Consider the following 17413-nt stretch of genomic DNA (forward strand, 5'->3'; position numbering starts at 1 on the left):
TCAAGCCGGAACGGTGCGTGCGCGACCGCCTTTCTCCGCCCAGGTGCGTGTCCAGCGCAGTTGCATGTAGCGCAGCATCACCAACATGACTAGTGAAAAGCAGGCAAACACAGTGAATCCTGTGAAGTAACTGCCGGTGTGCTGTTGCGACAAACCCATGCTTGCAGGGATCAAGCCGCCGCCCAAAGCGCCCAACTCTCCGATCATGGAGCCGGCCACAGCAGTGGTTGTTGGCCACCGCAGAGGAACCAATTGGAACAAGGCACCATTGCCAGCTCCCAAGGCGGCAAAACATACCAAGAAGAACAGCACTGTGAGAGTTAAGGAGTTGCCGCTGAGTCCGCAAAGCAGCAAGCTAATGAAGACGACGACCAGCACTGCTGTGAGCGTGTTCACTCCGCCCCAGTGATCCGACAGCCAGCCGCCAAAAATGCGCGTAGTCGCACCCATAAACGCAGCCAGCATGGTCAACTGCCCAGCTTCAACTTTGCTCACACCGAATTGGTCATAAAAGTAGCTTGGCAGAAAAGTGGCTAAGCCAATGAAGCCGCCAAAGGTGACGGCATAAATTAGGCTGAAGGCCCAGCCGTCCTTCTCGAAAAGACAGGCAACATGGTCGCGCAGAGTGGCATGTGCATCACGGTCTGCGGGTTCTCGGGCAAACACAATCATTACGACCATAGGCACCAGAATACCTAGAGCCGCAAAGCCGTATACGGCCTGCCAGCCAAAGGCCTGTGCCAACTGCGGTGCCAGCAGTGCGGCAAAGGCCGTTCCGATGTTGCCGGCACCAACTAGTCCCATTGCTAGTCCCTTGTAGCGCGGTGGAAATGAGCCTGAACCGAGTGAAAGAGCTACGCCGAAGCTGGCACCAGCAATGCCTAGCAAAACGCCCATGGCCAGCAGATCACCAAAGGAGTCAACGGCGAAGTAGCCGTACAACATTGCGATGGCGATGCCCACCATCTCAACCAGGGTGGCATTCTTTCTACCGATGTACTGAGCCAGTAATCCCAGCGGAAAGCGCATCAGCGACCCCGCGAAGATTGGGATGGATAGCATCAGGCCCTTCTGCGCCGGTGTCAGATTAAAGCTCTCGCTGAGAAAAGGGGCCATTGCACCATTGATGACCCAAATGCCGCATGAGCAGGCGAAATAGAAGAATGATGCGCCCAAGGTTGGTGCATGCCCAGCTTGTAAAAAGTTTCGGAAGCCCGTCATTGCTTTCTGTCCCTACAAAAGAAAACGTCTACGCAGGCATTACCCACAATAGCGGCCTATGCCTAACGTAGACGTCGTTGTCTTGATACAGCCGAATCTGCTTCATTGCAAAAACGGCTACAAGTCAGTTAAGCAAGATTCGTGCTCATCCGATAGCGTGTGCGAACAACACGATGGACTGATGTTCTACTGAACCAGATGGCCCAATTGAAAAGCCTGACAAGGCTGCATCTGCTTCAACGATGCGGAGCGCCTGGAGATGTCCAGCGAGGCCTGTAGCGAATGGATTTAGGGTGCCAAGTTCAACCCCTACAGAGTCCCTGTGAAACCGCCTCCAGCGCAGCTGCAAGCGCCTAAGCAGCAGGTTGGCCAGTCGATGCACTATGAAGCCCCCAAGGTGCAGCAGCATGCAGACATGACAGCCGTCACCAAGGCCGCCAAAACGGCGCGCTTGGTCCAGACCGGGGCGCTGTAAGGGGGTATCGGGGGCCGCGCCCCTGAGGTTCACCCGCTGATCAGGCAATACCCGGCGCAATTGAATCACGCGATCGCGGCACCGCTGGCAAAGTATGGTGTGTGATGGAGGGCGTGCAATTCACCAAAAAATGCCGGTCGCCACTCTCGCTTGAAAAACAACCGCCGTAGGCGCTCTGGCCTATGATTCCCATTGAGGGGGAATTATGGGAATACAAGATAGAGATTATTGGAGAGAGCGCTATGACCAAAATCTGAGCGCTAGAAGGGATCCAAGTGATAGCCCGTTTTCGAGTGGTCGTAATGAAATGGGCTTTATGGGAAAGCTCATTGTCACTGCGATAGTGCTATTCATTAGTGTAATCGCATACAGGTACCACTTTGAAATCATTCGTTTTATCAAGGGTTTTCCACCCACAGCTGTCCACCAGCGGGCTCCGCCGCCGTCTGTTTTGAAACCAACGGAGCCTGCAACTGCGGTAGCTCCTAAGCCAGGGACTCCGGAGTTTCCGAAACCTGAAGCTACTGGGCAGATTTATAGGTGTGGGAATACCTACAGCAATTCTCCATGCGAGGGAGGGCGTCAGATCGCGCAGCAAAGCACTCCGCGAGTGGATACACCGACAACAAGAGAGATTTACCTCTGCAAAGATATTCATGATCGCCTGACTTGGGAGAGCGTTCCGTGCTCGGTCAATGGCCGCTTTATAGATCGCATAGCGCGAGTACCAGCAAATATTCCATGGGAAAGTCAAGTTGCTTTAGCTAGGCAGCAGAGAGACAAGGCTTATGCGATTGCTGCTGAGCAAGTTGTACCAGTCGCTACTCGACCTTCGTCATCAGTGCCCGGTGAGTGCAGAATTTTGGAGGAGCGAATTAGGGTTCTCGACGCTGAATGTCGTGTCAAGGCGTGCGGAATGGATCAGCTTGATTACGTTAGGGCCGAGAGAAAGAAGACGCGTGACCGGCAATTTCGTATCGGTTGTTAGCCAATTTGGAAAACCGGTAGATTGGCCGGCCCGGTGTTTGACCTGGCTAACTCGGCTTCAAGCACAGCAATTTGATCGATGAGCCTCTTGTTTCGGCGCTCTTGCGCTTGTGCCTGGGCGAAGTATGTTGAGGTGCGCAGGTTTGAGATTGACTCGATGTACTGGATGCCCCAGGTGGACTCCCAAAAGAGCGCCAGATGAATGGCTCTGGGCGCTTGACCTTGCGCGCGATACCGTCGGAGCGTTGACGGAGAAATGTCCAGCAGCCTAGCTTTTTGTTCAATGCTGCCGGGGACGTTCTCTAGGATGCTGAGGAAGTGAGGGAGATGTGCAGGGTATGGTGCTCTAAACATCAACTGACGTTCGAGCAATTGTTATGAAAACTGGAGCGATCGTTGTTTTGACCAATTTTGTTCCTGCACCTCGATCTACCTTCCCATGGCGGTGTCATAAGTCTGGAACATATTTTTTCCAAGAGTGTGTAAGCAAATTTGTAGCTTTGGCTCGCGATATAAGTAATTTTGTAGCTTAACGCTACCTGTTTTTCCCAGAGCGTATTAGGATAGGTCTACTAGCAGTCTTCCGTAATTGGGAGGTCCCTTGCCGGCAACTGAAATTGTGAGTTTTGACACTCATTCATCTAGAGTAGTAGGTGGGCAAAGTATCGATTGTTCGTGTTGGGCTACTCCAGATGAAGGAGCGCTTGAAGGCAATCAACGTCGCTCTTACCTAAGACGAAAGCATGCAATTTCACTGTTCCTAGCTGGTGCGTCCGCCAGCACAGTCAAAGAGCTGACATCGCTGAGCGCAAAGCAAGCGTATCGATTAATTCGGGAACGTTGCCTTAAGCCACATCCAGATGGACAACCTTATGGTTGGAGGGCCTTAGTTCCTTATGAGCGTATTCAGCCGTACACGCGGAAGAAATCGGTTCGAGCCGACTCATTTGGAAATGGTGCAGCGGGTGCCTTACAGGCTTTACTTAATACACGGCCTGATTTGCGAGCTGAACTAGATGCGCGCATTCGTCCTAAGCTTGGAGCTAAAAAAAGGCTGAAGGAAGTTCACATATCAAAGCGAAGACATTGGAAATGGTTTATCGACAAGCTACGTGATTTGGGGTATGAAGCAAGAGGCGAATGGCCATTTAATACTCAAACCCGTGCCTACTACTCAATAGTTAAATATGTTGACAACCTACTTGCTTCAGATCCTGTATCTTTGGCTGCAGTGACAGGAGGACCAGATCTCGTTACGAAGCTAAAAACGGGCGATGGGGTTGATCGACCCATACTGAGTTTTATGCAGCGTGCGGAGATGGATGCGCATAAACTTGATGGAAGATTTTGCGTTGTATTGCCAACAATTGATGGGGGTGTCCAGGAGAAAATTGTTCACAGACTGTGGGTTGTCGTAATACTAGAAGTAATGTCGCGTGTAGTGCTTGGTTACTACTTCAGCCTACGTCGCGAAATATCTCAAGAAGATGTGCTGCGTGCAATGAAAAGAGCACTTACTCGATGGGTATTACGCCCTGTGACATTTTGTGATAAAGCTTATGTTTCAGGTGCTGGATTACTTTCAACTCGTGATGATAATTTCATTGGGTTATGTTGGGATGAAACAAGTGTTGATGGTGCGCTTGCAGAGGCTTCAAAACGAGTTCGTGCAGTTTTGCTCGATGCAATAGGTTCAAAATTACTAGAACCTAAAAATTCATTTTCGAAGAGGCGTAGCAAAGATGATAGACCATTTATTGAAAACTTTTTTCGTCATTTGGCCAGTGGGGGTCTTCAACGATTATCTAATACAACTGGCGGAAAGACCGAGGATCGCAAGGGAACGAACCCGGAGGAAGTCGCAGTAGCTAGTCGCTTTCAATTTGAGTACGCGGAGGAGCTTTTAGATGTGTTGATAGCGAACTACAACGCCACTCCTAACAAGGGGATCGGCTATCGAAAACCACTTGATTATGCTGAATTTTTATACAAAAGATCAGAGAAGGAATTTCGTAAAGTTGAATATTCGGCAATAGATAATTTCTTAAGTATAAGAAAGCTTTGTGTTGTACGGGGCGGTGCGAAAAAAGGACGTGCGCCCTATGTTGAGTTTTTTTATGGAAGATATTCAAACGAAATTCTTCAAAATAGACAGGATCTTGTCGGTAAGAAAATTTGGGTTATAAATCATATAGAGGACGACGCTCGGATTGCCAAGGCATCGACCATAAATGGTGAATCTCTAGGAGTTCTAAGGGCCGCACCTCCATGGAGTACTTCTCCACATAGTCTTAGTGTCAGGGCTGCAATTCAGCAAGCTAGTTCGCGCGGATACTTTCTTATCGAATACGGTAGTGACGCTATTGCTAACTTTATGAACTATGTAGAAAGTCAGCCAAAGAAAAAGCTACCGGTTCATCCATCATATCTTGAGGCTAGGAGAATTCTTTCCGCTGCAGCGAGTCCATTTATCAGCGATGCAAAACTTAATGAAGCAATGGCTCGTGCTGATGAGGTGGAAGAGCATTATGACAATAAGAAGATATTAAAGAAAACAAAAAAAAATAAGCCTCTGGTGGATGCTACAGCAAGTATTCGTGATAAACCATTGCCGCCACGCAGGATGGCCAAGTCGGAGTAGCTATGGATTCCATATTTCCTGATCATATAGATCTAAATCATTGTTTGATCACGAAGAAATACGCGGTCTACACGCCACCAATGCATGACATGATTTTGCAGATAGGAGATTGGATAGACCAACAAAAGTCCGGAGGGTACATATATGGTGCATCGCGTTTAGGAAAATCTCGATGCATCCAATGGCATTTAAAAGAGGTTCTAGAGAATCGTTTTAATGAAGTGCTTCCGTTAGTTGTTTGGAATCATCGACCAGATTCATACAAGAGTGAAGTGTTTTTCTGGTATCAACTGCTTGCAGCATCTAAGTTTAAATTTATATCTCCAAATAAGTTGCCAAAAAGAACCGAGATGATTTATATGTGTTTGCAGAGATTTATTGCGATTGCGAACAATGCAAACCGAAGCTATGTCATTTTACTAATTGATGAGGCGCAAGATATGAGTTTTGACGAATGGAAATGGCTGGTGGGCTTTCAAAATGAGTTGGATTACAATGGAGTTTCATTAAGTGTTTTTTCTGTAGGCTCTCATCAACTCAACTATCGTCATGAATTCATGGCAAGCACTGGAAATGCACATATTGCAGCGAGATTCATGGCTGCACATTTCCAATTTCACGGCTTGAAGTCTCAAGACGAAGTTGAATATGTCCTTAATGGATATGATGCTGATTCAGAATGGCCTCCAAAAACAGGCATTTCATATTTGCAATATTTCTCACCTGAAGATTTTTCCGAAGGATTGAGACTGTCAAATTCTTCACAGGATCTGTGGAGGGCATTAATTGAGCTTGCTCCTTCTGGTGTTACTAGTAAAAAGTATGAATTCCCAATGCAACACGTCGCAAGAACGATAGAATCGATTCTTTTTCAATTGGCGAAAGGAAGAGATTGGGGTTCTGCAACTTCATACAAAAATTGGTTGACTGAGCTTTCTAAAACAAACTTTTCTGATCACATGCGAATAATATCAAATAGTTAACGAAGTGAGATCATATCCGACGATCAACTGGTGGCCAGGAAATCTCCGGCCTCATGAATCAGTTTTTTCTTTTTTGAGCCGCTTTTGTGCTCTGAATTCAATCAATATTCCTCAGTGTGAACAGTATTTTAGAGTGCGATTTAGAAGTGTAATTTTATTCTCCAGAGTGGAGGTGAATTTTATTGCGAAGGCTTTAAGGGAAAATATTGATTTGGTCGAAACAGTGTTTTCTCCACTTTTGACGAAAATTGACCTTGGGCGTTACGCAATACCAACCCAGAATCAAGCAAGATTTATTAGATATTGTGAATCTTGCGCAAGGCTTGGCTATCATAGCTATTTGCATGAATTATACTGGCTTGCAAAATGCCCATTTCATTTGTGCGAATTAAAGACTAAACCCATCGGGTTGGGTTCTAGTATATTTATGTCTAGTTTAGACACACTTCAGTCTTTAATGTGTGAATTTTGTAGTTCTTGGCCTTATAAATCTAACGAAGAATTTAGTCCTTACAATAATAATAATCTGGCGGTGCTTGAAAAATGGATGCTTTCTGTGAGTAAAGCAGCACTTGAAATTTCTAATGGAGAAATTTGGTCGTCTGATTCTGGAGAAAACTCCATGATGAGCATTTATCAAGTTTTTTCACAATTGCGTACTTTAGAGAATATTCCGAAAGAAATTGAGTCGATTTTCACAAATGCAGGTGAAAAGTGGGTAATAAAGAAAAGAATTTTTCCTAATGCAGTCAAAAAAGAGCTTCACAGAGTTTCAAAATATTCATCATTTGGAGAAATTTTTTTTCTTTATAAAAAATTTCAACCGCTATCGCCAAAAATGTCGAAATATGTACTTCATCTTAAGAAAGCTCAGGAAATCATAGAAAATAAGCATGGTGTATGTCAGTGCAGTTGGATTTTAATTAAGGCAGGATGGTCTTATAGGTGGATAGAAATTTCTCCAGGGGATAGGCCTTACTACAGTTTATTTTGTCCCTATGAGAAAATAATAAATGATCTGGAGCTTGATTGGGGGCGATATGACGTTGCTTTGTCACGACAGAGGGCATTCAATCTAGAGTGTTATTTGCATTCCAGTGCTGCAATAATTAAAGATGCTGAATTATTTAATAAAGTTTCTACTACATTTTACATGTGGAATGAAGAATCTGTCTTGACTGAACTTTTTAATGTAATGGCAGGTTGTGAAATTGATGAATATTTCAGAAATTCCAAGGCATGGTTAACGCTTATTGATGATGGGAAATTGACAGCTAGGACAGAAGATCACATACACTGCGTGCGGCTATTGGAAAGTGAAGATGGTTTAGTTTTGATTTATTGGAATTCTGGATGATATTAGTATTAATGAATTGAGTTTTTGTGTATGCCAGTGTTGACGGGAGTTTTAAGGATCTGCCTGAGATTCAGAATATCGCCGCGCACAGGAATTTAATCTCTGGTGACAACGTACGCGATGCCTGAAGACGGCTTTCGGTTTAAGACAATGTGTTACGCGATTGGGTTACAAGGAGTAGAGGTGAGAAACTCCATACCCATATTCATTTTTCAGCGCTTTCAAAGTAGCATAACTGATGATGCATTAGATGAAGTTGTTCAAATTATTTCACTCTCGGTGAGAAGAGCCGCGGAGGTAGTGGCAGAAGTGAAGGCCTTTGCATTAACCAGATGAACTTGGCGCATTAGCGTCTGGGTTGTATAATTGGAAAGAAATGTGAAGGCTTTTAGCCATCGAAACCTTCTAGCATCAGCTTAATTCTCATATAAGGAGCAAGGTGTAATCAAGCTTATGCGAAGCTCGTCGCATCGACTAATCTAATTCTTCAGTATCTTGCGCGGCAAGCAGCAGTGCCTGCAATAGGCGGTCCACGTGTTCTGATTTCTCTCTCCCTTTGGCAGTGCAGATGAGCATTTGTCTCTTGCCCCATTCATCTTTTAGCGCCCGGGTTTGGAGCTTCATGCCATGCAGATATGCGGTCGCTTCCACTTTAGGAAGCACTCCGATACCCATCCCTGCTTCAATCATTCTAGATACGGCCTCGAAGTGTTGATTTCCACCCAGAAGTGACCCACTGGGGATGCGGCATAAATCTTGGACTCGCTCATGAAGCGCATGACCCATTGACCGGCCACGGACTCGACTAGCAGGCCGTGCTACTCGCCGCGCGGCGGCACCTCGCCCATGGAGCGCTCCTGCGCGGCGTTGCACTCCTCAAAGACTGTCTTTTGCAGCGCATCTTTCAGCGATCTGCATATCGCCTTGCCAGCTCTTGGCGATTCGGTAAATGGTCATATTTTTGGACATTGGGGCTACAAAGGAAATAGCCCGCATGCGTGGGGGCTGCTACATGAACTTGGTAGTCAAGAGGCGATCCAACAAGCACGTACCTAGGCTTTGGATTGAGGGAGTAGCCTAGAGATTCCACTTTCCTTGGGAGTTGCCATGAAAGTGCTTCTTGTGATTACGATAGTTACCAGTACGCTTACTGGTTGCGCGGTGTTGTCGGCGCCTGAATTTGTTTCGATGGCTGATCAGCGATCAAGTTTTGCAATGGGATCAATGAACATGGGAGGGGACATTGGTCGATGGATGTATGGCCCTGATAGGCAGCCATGGACTGGTGGCGATGGTTCGTTCTTTGTTCGTAGCAACATATAGAGCGGATTGATTCTTGCCAGAATCCGGGAGAACGGGTGAGGAAGGGCATCGTCATACCAGGGGCTTCTTGCTGACCGAGTGCTGCTTCTGTGCATCGCTGCACTAGGGAAGGACAGTTTTTCGCAAGGCTCCCAGCAAGTGCTGCTCGTCTTTGCAGCTGTTGGCTCAGCGTTAAATGTTCATGTTTTCGATCATCGATGCTCCATTCGTGACACCTCGCTGGGTACGGGTTCGGTTATTTTCTTGTTGCATTGCAATATTTCGAGAGGCGAGCAGCGCCAGAATTGGTCATAGATGACAAATTGGGTTATCGAAATTTCTATTGGTGTGTCATGGGATGAAAACTAAAGCCATTACGTACTTGCTGATGCCTACTTGTCTCGCAATCTCGCCTGTAGGAGTGATTGCGAAAGGCTCCAACTCAATTGCCAAAGAAGTGAAGAAGGCTGCAATAGATTCACTGGAGATCTTCAGGAAAGATGGTGTTTCAGGGTTGGCTGATGCCGTGTCCGACTGCTGGAGGGAGCCTCGTGACTTTTGCCTCTACTTGGACTTCGCATCTCACCATGTTGCGCTTGGTGCGACCTACACAGGGATTGAATTGGACGAGTACTTTTACACTGCATCTGTGAATCAGCGTGGTCGAACTTGGCTAGAGCCAAACGGTCGTGGGCAAACGGCTAATGATCAGTTCCTGGATGCAGTCGACCAAGTCATGACTCGTACGTTGGTGATACATCAGGACAAAATGTTCGAAGGCATGCCTTAAAGCCCAGACTCACCAGAAGTGCTGGCATGTCTACGTCATTCAGCATAGCTCTAGTACTCTAAATGGCAGACCAAAGTATCGCAAAGTTGAACCTGTCTGCGGCCGTAAGTATGTGGCTGAACTTTTTGATGTTTGCGATCTACTTACTTACTGCTCCTCGCGGACACACTTCACAATACTCTCACTGATCCAAATAGCTTTCATCCCGGGACACTGCCAGGAACTGAGCGCAGCCCTTTTGATGGAGGTAGCAGCTTTGCCAAGCCCTGGCCCAGATTCGGCTTTGCAGCCCGCCAAGCCGAAGAAGACTGCAAGGATCACTAGGGCGCTGAATATGAAGCCTGCTGCGATCGAGATGTTGCGCTTCCTGCTACGCCTAGACGGTAAGCGCTCAAGCTGGATTGGTGGCTTGGTCATAAGCCTTTGTCTCTATGTAATTGGCGTGAACTCAATGGCATTCATCCAGGGATCGGGGGCTTGCAGCCAGAATGTAGATCGCTCAGCGTATGTTCTCGGCAAAACATCCTGACTGCTTGGCTTTGAGTCAAGCTATTGTGCTGATTGCTTCAATGCTAATTCTCTATATTTTTTGGGGGAGGAGAAGAAAGGTCCACATTTGACATGGTCTTGTGGCCGTCAATTTAGGGCCATTCGTGAAGGCATCGCACAGTTTTTTCGTCCAGCCACTCGGCATGCATGCCTGGGCACACGAACTCATCGCACGGCATCTTAGCGGGAGATGAGGGCTCATCGGCTTGAGCATCCGGTACTGCTAGCCATGCAACCCCGATGCAGATGCCTACTAGCAAGAAAAGGCCTTCAAGTAACTTTTTCATGATCTCACTCCATAGCACTTATGTAAAAAGTGCAATCAGCTATCGAAATTGAGCCGAACGCGCTCGAATGGGCCAAGCATCGGGCGTCTTGGCGACTACCATGGCCGCGCCAATCAGGCAGAGAAAACCGAAGAGGGTTAGCGTCCATTGCGCTGCGACCAGCAGCATCGTCGCGGGGAGGGGCGTTGGAGGGGAATGCATGGAGTCTCCTGTGGGTAAAGAAAAAGCCCGCGAGCGGGTGTTGCGGGCTTGAGTAAAGAGCCTGTGACCTTTCGGGTCTGCTTGGGGAATGGTTCAGAGATGGAGAGAAGAAATGAGCCCATGCTTGGCTGGAAACTAGAATGGATCAACAGACTGGAGTTGCTTCATGACCCAGGAGGAGTCTGGCGCATTCGCTGCGCTGTCCATGATCTTAGCGGCAGTCGTCAAGGTGCTTCCACCAGAGACTGCGCACAAGGTGGCAAGAGAGCTGCGCGCTGCACAGCTAGATGCCAAGCACCAGGATGGGCCGGATAGAACGGACCCCGCATTTAGGCTTGGCCGCGATCACTTAGTGAATGCGTATCGCGAGCTGCTCAACAGCGTGTCAGAGGGCACCGTCTACCTTGTCAGTGGCGGGAATAAATGAAGCTGACTTGCCACTGGGCGCGACCGCTGTCGCATCTAGCGGCACGAGACATTGCGCCAGCTGAATTTGCCGTCATTGAAGAACTCAGTCCATACCGACATGATGGGTGCCTGGCGGTAGGAGAACGTAATCTGGTTAGGGATCTTTGGCCCTAGTGCAGCTAACTTGCCGTTCTTGTCGAAGACTTTGACGATGTACAGCGTAACGCCTCCGTCCTCGTCGGTGTTCAAGACTACGCGGTAGTCCTTGGTGAAGAGATCCCAGTCAAAATGTTTCGTCACATACGTGTGCATGCGTACAAAAGCGCGATTTGCGTGCTTGGCAGCAGGATTAACTTTCTTCATGAAGACACTCCCTACATCTCAGAGACTGGCCGCAGAACCTGCGAGCTAACGTTTCTTGGTGACTCCGTCTTGTTGTAACCAGGAGATGTAAGTAGGTATGTAGGCGCTTACAGATTGAGCTATTGGATACTGTTGATTCAAATTGTGATATCTGTGGAACCTAGGATAGTTCGCCATCCCTTCGCGGTCGTCATCTCTATTTCATAAGGTCGCCAAGCTTGGTGTGGCGAGCACAAATCTTCGTTGGCTGGCGGCGGGCTGAGAAATCTCTGCTGAAAAGAAAAGCCCGCTAGCGTTTGCTGCGGGCTTGAATAAAGAGCCGGTGACCCTTTCGGGTCATGCCTGGGGAGAGGTCAGTAAGGGAGGGAGGAGATATCCCAGGCCCGGCATAACAGGTAGATGGGGCCGAATTCTGCATGATGCTTTATGGGGGATCAATACGAGTTTGGCTTACACCAAAGGGGGTAGAACCATCTGGCGTGACCTCTGTTGCTCACGACGCATAGGCCGCGCCATGTTCCTAATTGACGACAGCCCAGGCCCATTCCTGAGGTGCTATACGAACGTGAGTGGTCACGCCAGTAGCTCTGAATTCAGAGCAAAAAAAAGCCACCCGATGGGTGGCGAAATGAGGCTCCACCTACGTCCTAATAGCTGGGCCCATCGTTAATGCTACTGGAATAATTTCACGAGGGGCGGGCTTTTACTGCTCAATACATTGCGAAGTGCGTTGGCACGTACATATTCGCGCTGTGGAGGCCCCGAGAGGGCCCTGTAGGTAGGCACATACAGGTAAGCGCATCAGGCTGGAAAAATTCGCCTAGAAGGCAGCATGCTGAAGAAATCGAAGACTTTTGATTCAGTGGTGTGTTGGCTAGTCTTCGAAGTTGCATATTTCGACGCACAGACGAATTTTGTGGCCGATGTTCGAGCCACGTATGTCCCAAATAAAGTGAAGTACATCCTTTACACGTAAGAGCTGCCCTGTGTGGGGCTCAGGATGCCATCGGGCATTTCTAAATCCATTCCAGCTCATCTTGTCTCCGACGGCGAAGGGTTGAAATGGTGTTGATGACTCAAGATGGACGACAGGTTCGCTCTTGATTGAATCCTGTGAAATTTCAAGGTGATAGGTAATGGGGCGTACCAGCATCTTTACCTCAGCTTGGCTTGAAGTTCTCTGCCGCGTAAGCTTGCTCTTCGTGCATTTGCATGCATAGAGTGCTTTCATTGATTTTTGCTTGAAGCACTCAGCGCCACTTCCGCAAATTACACGCGAAGCATTCATTCGTCATGTTTAGGAAAGTTGCTGGGCCATCTAGTGTTACCACTGCTGCCACGACGCGAAAGCCGCGCCGTGCTCTTGATAGATGGCTAGCCCAAGCCCATTCCTGAACTGCCGTGCCTGCGTGAGCGAACACGCCAGATGGTCTTCTCGGGGAGCGCTGCATGCTACTTCGTGCAGAAGGCCGGTAACCCTGCAAGCAGGTGTCAAGACTGGTTTGCTGGAATTGCTAAAGCAATGTGGGAGGCTCAACGTAGCTGCAGAGAGCGTGCTTCTTGATATCAAGCGTGGGAGAGCAGTTCGTTTCCCATAGAGCTTGCCCGCGGCAGGTCTTGATCAAGTTTTTCACTTTGGCAACTTCGTCTTCGTTTTCGAGCCTGTCCTCTATAAAGTTCTTGAAGTCCTTATCCTGAAGCATTTCCACTAGGCTTGCGGTGTGCGTGTTGACTTCATAGACAAATGGTTTCTTGCCTGGATAGGACGCTAACTCACCTTGACGAAAGCCCACAAATCCGCAGACAGCATCGCCGTTCTTTCCCAACTTCACATCTTTGAACTCGGCATGCTCAGGGAAGGCAAGCAGCCGCCTGGCAGCTCGCCTGGCCTCAAGTTTGTGGCTCTCCTCATTCGTACAGGAGACGAGGACGAAGCCTGATATGGCGATCGATATGCTGATAGACAGCGTTGATGGACGCATAGCTATTCCAGTATTGATTTGGCTAAGCCGGGACTTCGCAACGGTCACAGACACGATTGCTAGTTGGCGTTGGCTGCTAGATGAATAGCTAGATCAAGCCGAATTCAAGCGGCTTTCACGGAGATTGCGGTGGCGCTTGGGAAGCGCTTCAGGGCATCTTCAAGTGCGGCGCATGTGCTTGGGAATAGGGCTGTGTAGCAGGCTCCTGCTACTTTGATGATGCATCGCTTCAATGAAATCTCCTTGAGTCTGTTCAGCTCTTATGAGGTTATCGGCTGATATGCATCAAACTGAAACATTGAAAGTGAAGCAGTTATGATAGTCTTCGAAGGCTACGGGCAACAGTTCGGCCGTCTAGGTGAACGTATCGGCTTCAGCCACGATCTTGATATCCGCCATGTCGAACTTGGCGCCCTTCGGCTCTTGATCTCCAGACTTCAGGTAAGCCGATGCGGCTGCATTTCTTCAACTGGCTCCTCTCATGTCTGCATGAGCCCCACAGACACCAATCTGCTGAGCTTTGGCCAAGCAAAGTTGATGGCGTGCAACTGCATCAACGTCAGTGATGCCGCTTGTAGCCCGTATCTACACCCAAGCAGCACGTACTAGACGTAATGTTAGCTAAGGGTGTCAGCAACGCCCACATGCACGAAGTTATCGGTGGTCCCTGTTTCGTCAGAACACTGCTGAAAAACAACGCCCGTAAGCGCCGTCAACTGAATGTGAGCCGTCAAGATGTCACTCAGGAGTAGTCCCTCCCTCCATTCAGTGGGGCGCATCGCCAGTTTCTGAGGAGACCCTACAGTATGGGGACTTTACGAGTACATCAACCAGAAGCATTCCCGTCCCATCGGCCGCAATCATCACTCGCGTGGTGTTGCGGTCGATTTCAAGGGGTGTCCCATATTTCAGCTGAGGTTTGTTTAGAGCCTCTAACTGCAGGCTTGCTTATTTGGGGAGCAAAACCTTGTCGATCACGTGAATTACGCCATTGGATTGATACACGTTAGGAATGGTCACTGTGGCAGTGCCGCCTTTTTCATCCGTGAGCATGATTTTCTTACCGCTGGCCCTGGCCGTCAGGGTGCCGCCACTGACTGTTTTGATCATGGCCTTGCCTTTGCCGTCCTTGATCATCTTGCTGAGTGCTGCGGCATCCCATTTACCAGGGACGACGTGGTATGTGAGGACCGTGGTCAGCATGGCTTTGTTTTCAGGCTTCAGCAGCGTATCGACGGTGCCAGCGGGAAGTGCATCAAATGCGGCATTGGTCGGCGCAAAGACGGTAAATGGACCGGGGCCCTTGAGCGTATCGACGAGGCCAGCAGCTTTGACCGCCGCGACCAGCGTAGTGTGATCCTTGGAATTGACTGCGTTGTCTATGATGTCCTTGGAGGGCAGCATGGGGGCTCCACCCACCATCACATCAGCCATTGCTGCGACGGATACAGCAGACATCGAGATAGCTAGGCTGAACGAGGCCAACTTACGTGCAGATTGAATCGAGAACATGGATGCTCCTTGATGTACAAGCCGAAAAATGCCGGCTGAAAGGAATACGCAACCACTTTCTGTCTGGATTCATTGAATTTCGCTATTTATGTTCTGCTGGCGATTCGTCGGGGCACGGGTGTAAGGCAAGGCGGCCTGTGACGGCCGCTATGTTTACTTTTGGAGATGTCGGCAAGTGGCTCATCAAGGCTTAACCGGCAGAAGTCTTAGATCTGGACGGCTCGGCCAATGAACTGAATGGGGCCAGTGGGTCGTCCAATCGGGGAGCCGCCATAGGGTTCCAGGGTCAGCTCAAACAATTGATTGGGCTGTAGGGGGGGGAGCTTGTCCACTGGAACCTCTATGGCCTCGCCTGGCTTTACGAGGCCAAGCGATACTGGAGCGCTCCAGCCATCAGCCTTGGTCCAGAACTGCAGGGATTTTTCTGCAGGAACACTATTGGTGCCTAACGGCACCAGACGCAGCCTGCCTTCTGTCTGGGCCTGCACGAGCCAGCCTGGAGATTGGTTCTGAGGCGCGGCCAACACCACGAAATAGCGCGGCGCTGTTGGGGGAGACGCTTCACGCACCACAAGAACAGCGGCCAGCACTGCTGTGGCGGCGAAACCTGCGCCCGTCAGGCTGCGCCATAGGGCGAGGCTGTCCCAATGCCACCAGCGTATTCGGGCTGGCACGACTCGAGGGCGGCTCGCTGGCGCGATGCTTGCGGCGATGCGCTGCCAGAGGCTGGCTCCTGGCTCCACAGGCTCGGCTAGCGTGGTCAGCGGCAACAGGCGCTGCTCCCATTCGTCCACTGCTGCGCGCAGGGCGGGCTCGTAGGGAAGGCGCGCTTCAATAGAGCGACGCTCGCTTTCATCAAGCGTGCCCAATACATACTCTCCGGCCTGTGTATGCAGGTCGTCTGGAGGTTGTGGTTGTTGGGTTTCGCTGCTCATTGCATGCATTCCCGCAGTGCGCGCAGTCCGCGCTGAATCCAGGCCTTGACTGTGCCCAGGGGGGCTTTGACTCGCTCGGCAATCTCGCTGTGGCTGCAGCCGTCCACATAGGCGTGCAAAAGGCAGGCGCGGCGCGCTGGCTCCAAGCTATCAAGACAATGCCCCAGACGGCCAAGTGAGGCCTGTCGTGCAAGCTCATCACCACTTTCCTGCCAGGCCGCAAAAGCCGCTTGTGCATCCAGGTGTGCTGTAGCCGGTTCATCCAACATGGTTTCTCGCCCGCTATCACGCACCCGATTTAGTGCAGCATGTCTTACGATGCTGTAAATCCAGCCTCGGCCAGCACCACGGCTGGCGTCGAAGCTCGATGCACGCTCCCAGATGGACACAAAAGCGTCGTGAAGCACATCCTCTGCCGTAGCGCGGTCACGAACTATTCTGAGAGCAACACCCAGCAGATAGCGTGTTTCGCGCTCATAGATGCTGCGCAGGGCTTCGCGATCACCTCGCGCACAGGCCTGAAGCGCAGCGTCATGGTCGAAAGCGTCGTCTTGGAGGGCGGCAGCAGGCGGCACAAATAGAAGGTCAGAAGGAAATAGAGGTAAATCCTTCGATCATTCTAGTCATGCCGTTGCAAAACCTTACATCGTGGGTTTCCAGAAGATGTAATCGGCCTGGTACTTGACCATGGTCTTCTGGCCTTTGGTGGCGGTGGTGCAGGGTTTGTCTGCAGGAGCAACACCCCCTTGGAGTGCGACGCGCTGGATGTAGCTCACGTCTACCAGCGCGCCGGCCCCCATGGCGGGATTGGCCTTTACCAATTGATAGGGCAAGCTGCCTGGGCTGGAGGGTGCGACTGCGAGTTGCGTAGCTGTGAGCTTGGATCCGTCATTGGCTTCCCAGGTTGCGGGAGGTCCGTAGTAGCGGCCCACAGTCTTGCCGGAGCGATCTTTCAACACTGCATCGGGACCGACGAAGACCCATTCGGTTTGGCCAGGTGCGTTGGCCTTGTCCCGGCACTCATAGGTGATGTCGCCGCTGCCAACAGTTTCCCAAGCGACCTTGTGACCGGCAGGAACCTGGATGGGAGCAGGCAGTGAAGCCTGAGAGAAGTTGCTGGCTGGTGACTTCATCGAGCCGCATGCAGCGAGCAGGGCTGCAGCGGAAGTGACGGCAGCAAAGGCGGCGAGGCGGTATGCGAAGCGAGTGGTCGACATTGAGATTCTCCAATTAAATCGGTTGGAAGGATTCACTGAAGCAGCACATTGCTTGTGTTGCTGCAGGTACTACCCACGAGATCGATGTTTGGATGCACCCGATGCAAATTTTTTTAGGATGTACCGTTATGCCATAACTAGAGGCAGCCTTTGTAGACCTCAACCGAAAGCATCTATGTTCTATCGACTGCAAGCATCACGCA

Annotated in this window: 14 protein-coding genes and 1 pseudogene; 5 read left to right on the plus strand and 10 right to left on the minus strand. The window is 49.9% G+C overall.

All coding sequences use genetic code 11. The features are described 5' to 3' along the window. Positions 1-1221 carry an MFS transporter gene (locus AAIL67_RS23705; protein ID WP_343485285.1) on the minus strand — a complete coding sequence of 407 codons (1221 nt, stop codon included), beginning with the start codon at positions 1219-1221 and terminating at the stop codon, positions 1-3. 2063 nt (positions 1222-3284) lie between these two features. On the opposite strand from AAIL67_RS23705, the gene AAIL67_RS23710 reads away from it, so the two are divergent. The 3 genes from AAIL67_RS23710 to AAIL67_RS23720 all read left to right on the plus strand — a co-directional run bounded on the left by AAIL67_RS23710 (position 3285) and on the right by AAIL67_RS23720 (position 7664). Further along, positions 3285-5324: a hypothetical protein gene (locus tag AAIL67_RS23710; RefSeq protein WP_343485286.1), complete on the plus strand. Its 2040-nt coding sequence runs from the start codon at positions 3285-3287 to the stop codon at positions 5322-5324. Between the two features lie 2 nt (positions 5325-5326). Next, positions 5327-6307, plus strand: coding sequence for an ATP-binding protein (locus AAIL67_RS23715; RefSeq protein WP_343485287.1), 981 nt, complete (start codon positions 5327-5329; stop codon positions 6305-6307). 172 nt (positions 6308-6479) lie between these two features. After that, the gene (locus AAIL67_RS23720) at positions 6480-7664 is read left to right on the plus strand and encodes a hypothetical protein (protein WP_343485288.1); all 1185 of its coding nucleotides are present in this window, start codon (positions 6480-6482) and stop codon (positions 7662-7664) included. A gap of 474 nt (positions 7665-8138) precedes the next feature. Here AAIL67_RS23720 and AAIL67_RS23725 read toward each other — a convergent pair whose 3' ends face one another. Then, on the minus strand, positions 8139-8450 hold the full coding sequence (locus tag AAIL67_RS23725; RefSeq protein WP_343485289.1) for a LysR substrate-binding domain-containing protein: 312 nt from the start codon (positions 8448-8450) through the stop codon (positions 8139-8141). Continuing rightward, positions 8405-8633, minus strand: a pseudogene (rdgC, locus tag AAIL67_RS23730) (recombination-associated protein RdgC); the annotation flags it as partial. The pseudogene rdgC and the gene AAIL67_RS23725, both read right to left, overlap by 46 nt. A gap of 691 nt (positions 8634-9324) precedes the next feature. On the opposite strand from rdgC, the gene AAIL67_RS23735 reads away from it, so the two are divergent. Next, the gene (locus AAIL67_RS23735) at positions 9325-9756 is read left to right on the plus strand and encodes a hypothetical protein (protein ID WP_343485290.1); all 432 of its coding nucleotides are present in this window, start codon (positions 9325-9327) and stop codon (positions 9754-9756) included. A 641-nt stretch (positions 9757-10397) separates the two neighbouring features. On the opposite strand, the gene AAIL67_RS23740 is transcribed toward AAIL67_RS23735, so the two are convergent. Continuing rightward, entirely contained in the window at positions 10398-10592 is a 195-nt protein-coding gene (locus AAIL67_RS23740; RefSeq protein WP_343485291.1) for a hypothetical protein, read from the minus strand. A gap of 367 nt (positions 10593-10959) precedes the next feature. Here AAIL67_RS23740 and AAIL67_RS23745 point away from each other — a divergent pair, with 367 nt between their 5' ends. Beyond that, positions 10960-11220 carry a hypothetical protein gene (locus tag AAIL67_RS23745; RefSeq protein ID WP_343485292.1) on the plus strand — a complete coding sequence of 87 codons (261 nt, stop codon included), beginning with the start codon at positions 10960-10962 and terminating at the stop codon, positions 11218-11220. A gap of 35 nt (positions 11221-11255) precedes the next feature. On the opposite strand, the gene AAIL67_RS23750 is transcribed toward AAIL67_RS23745, so the two are convergent. From AAIL67_RS23750 to AAIL67_RS23775, 6 genes are all read right to left on the minus strand, one after another. Then, a complete protein-coding gene (locus AAIL67_RS23750) occupies positions 11256-11564 on the minus strand; it encodes a hypothetical protein (RefSeq protein ID WP_343485293.1) in 309 nt (102 codons plus the stop codon). A gap of 1514 nt (positions 11565-13078) precedes the next feature. After that, the gene (locus tag AAIL67_RS23755) at positions 13079-13600 is read right to left on the minus strand and encodes a hypothetical protein (protein WP_343485294.1); all 522 of its coding nucleotides are present in this window, start codon (positions 13598-13600) and stop codon (positions 13079-13081) included. Positions 13601-14494: 894 nt separating this feature from the next. After that, entirely contained in the window at positions 14495-15058 is a 564-nt protein-coding gene (locus AAIL67_RS23760; protein ID WP_343485296.1) for a fasciclin domain-containing protein, read from the minus strand. A gap of 206 nt (positions 15059-15264) precedes the next feature. Continuing rightward, the gene (locus AAIL67_RS23765; protein WP_343485297.1) at positions 15265-15993 is read right to left on the minus strand and encodes an anti-sigma factor; all 729 of its coding nucleotides are present in this window, start codon (positions 15991-15993) and stop codon (positions 15265-15267) included. Then, positions 15990-16568: a sigma-70 family RNA polymerase sigma factor gene (locus AAIL67_RS23770; protein ID WP_012838008.1), complete on the minus strand. Its 579-nt coding sequence runs from the start codon at positions 16566-16568 to the stop codon at positions 15990-15992. The genes AAIL67_RS23765 and AAIL67_RS23770 overlap by 4 nt, the downstream gene beginning before the upstream one ends. 66 nt (positions 16569-16634) lie before the next feature. Then, positions 16635-17210: a DUF3455 domain-containing protein gene (locus AAIL67_RS23775; protein WP_087082755.1), complete on the minus strand. Its 576-nt coding sequence runs from the start codon at positions 17208-17210 to the stop codon at positions 16635-16637. Positions 17211-17413: the final 203 nt, after the last annotated feature.

Origin of the sequence: Comamonas sp. A7-5, assembly GCF_039581385.1 — a bacterium.
Taxonomy (GTDB): Bacteria; Pseudomonadota; Gammaproteobacteria; order Burkholderiales; family Burkholderiaceae_C; genus Comamonas; species Comamonas thiooxydans.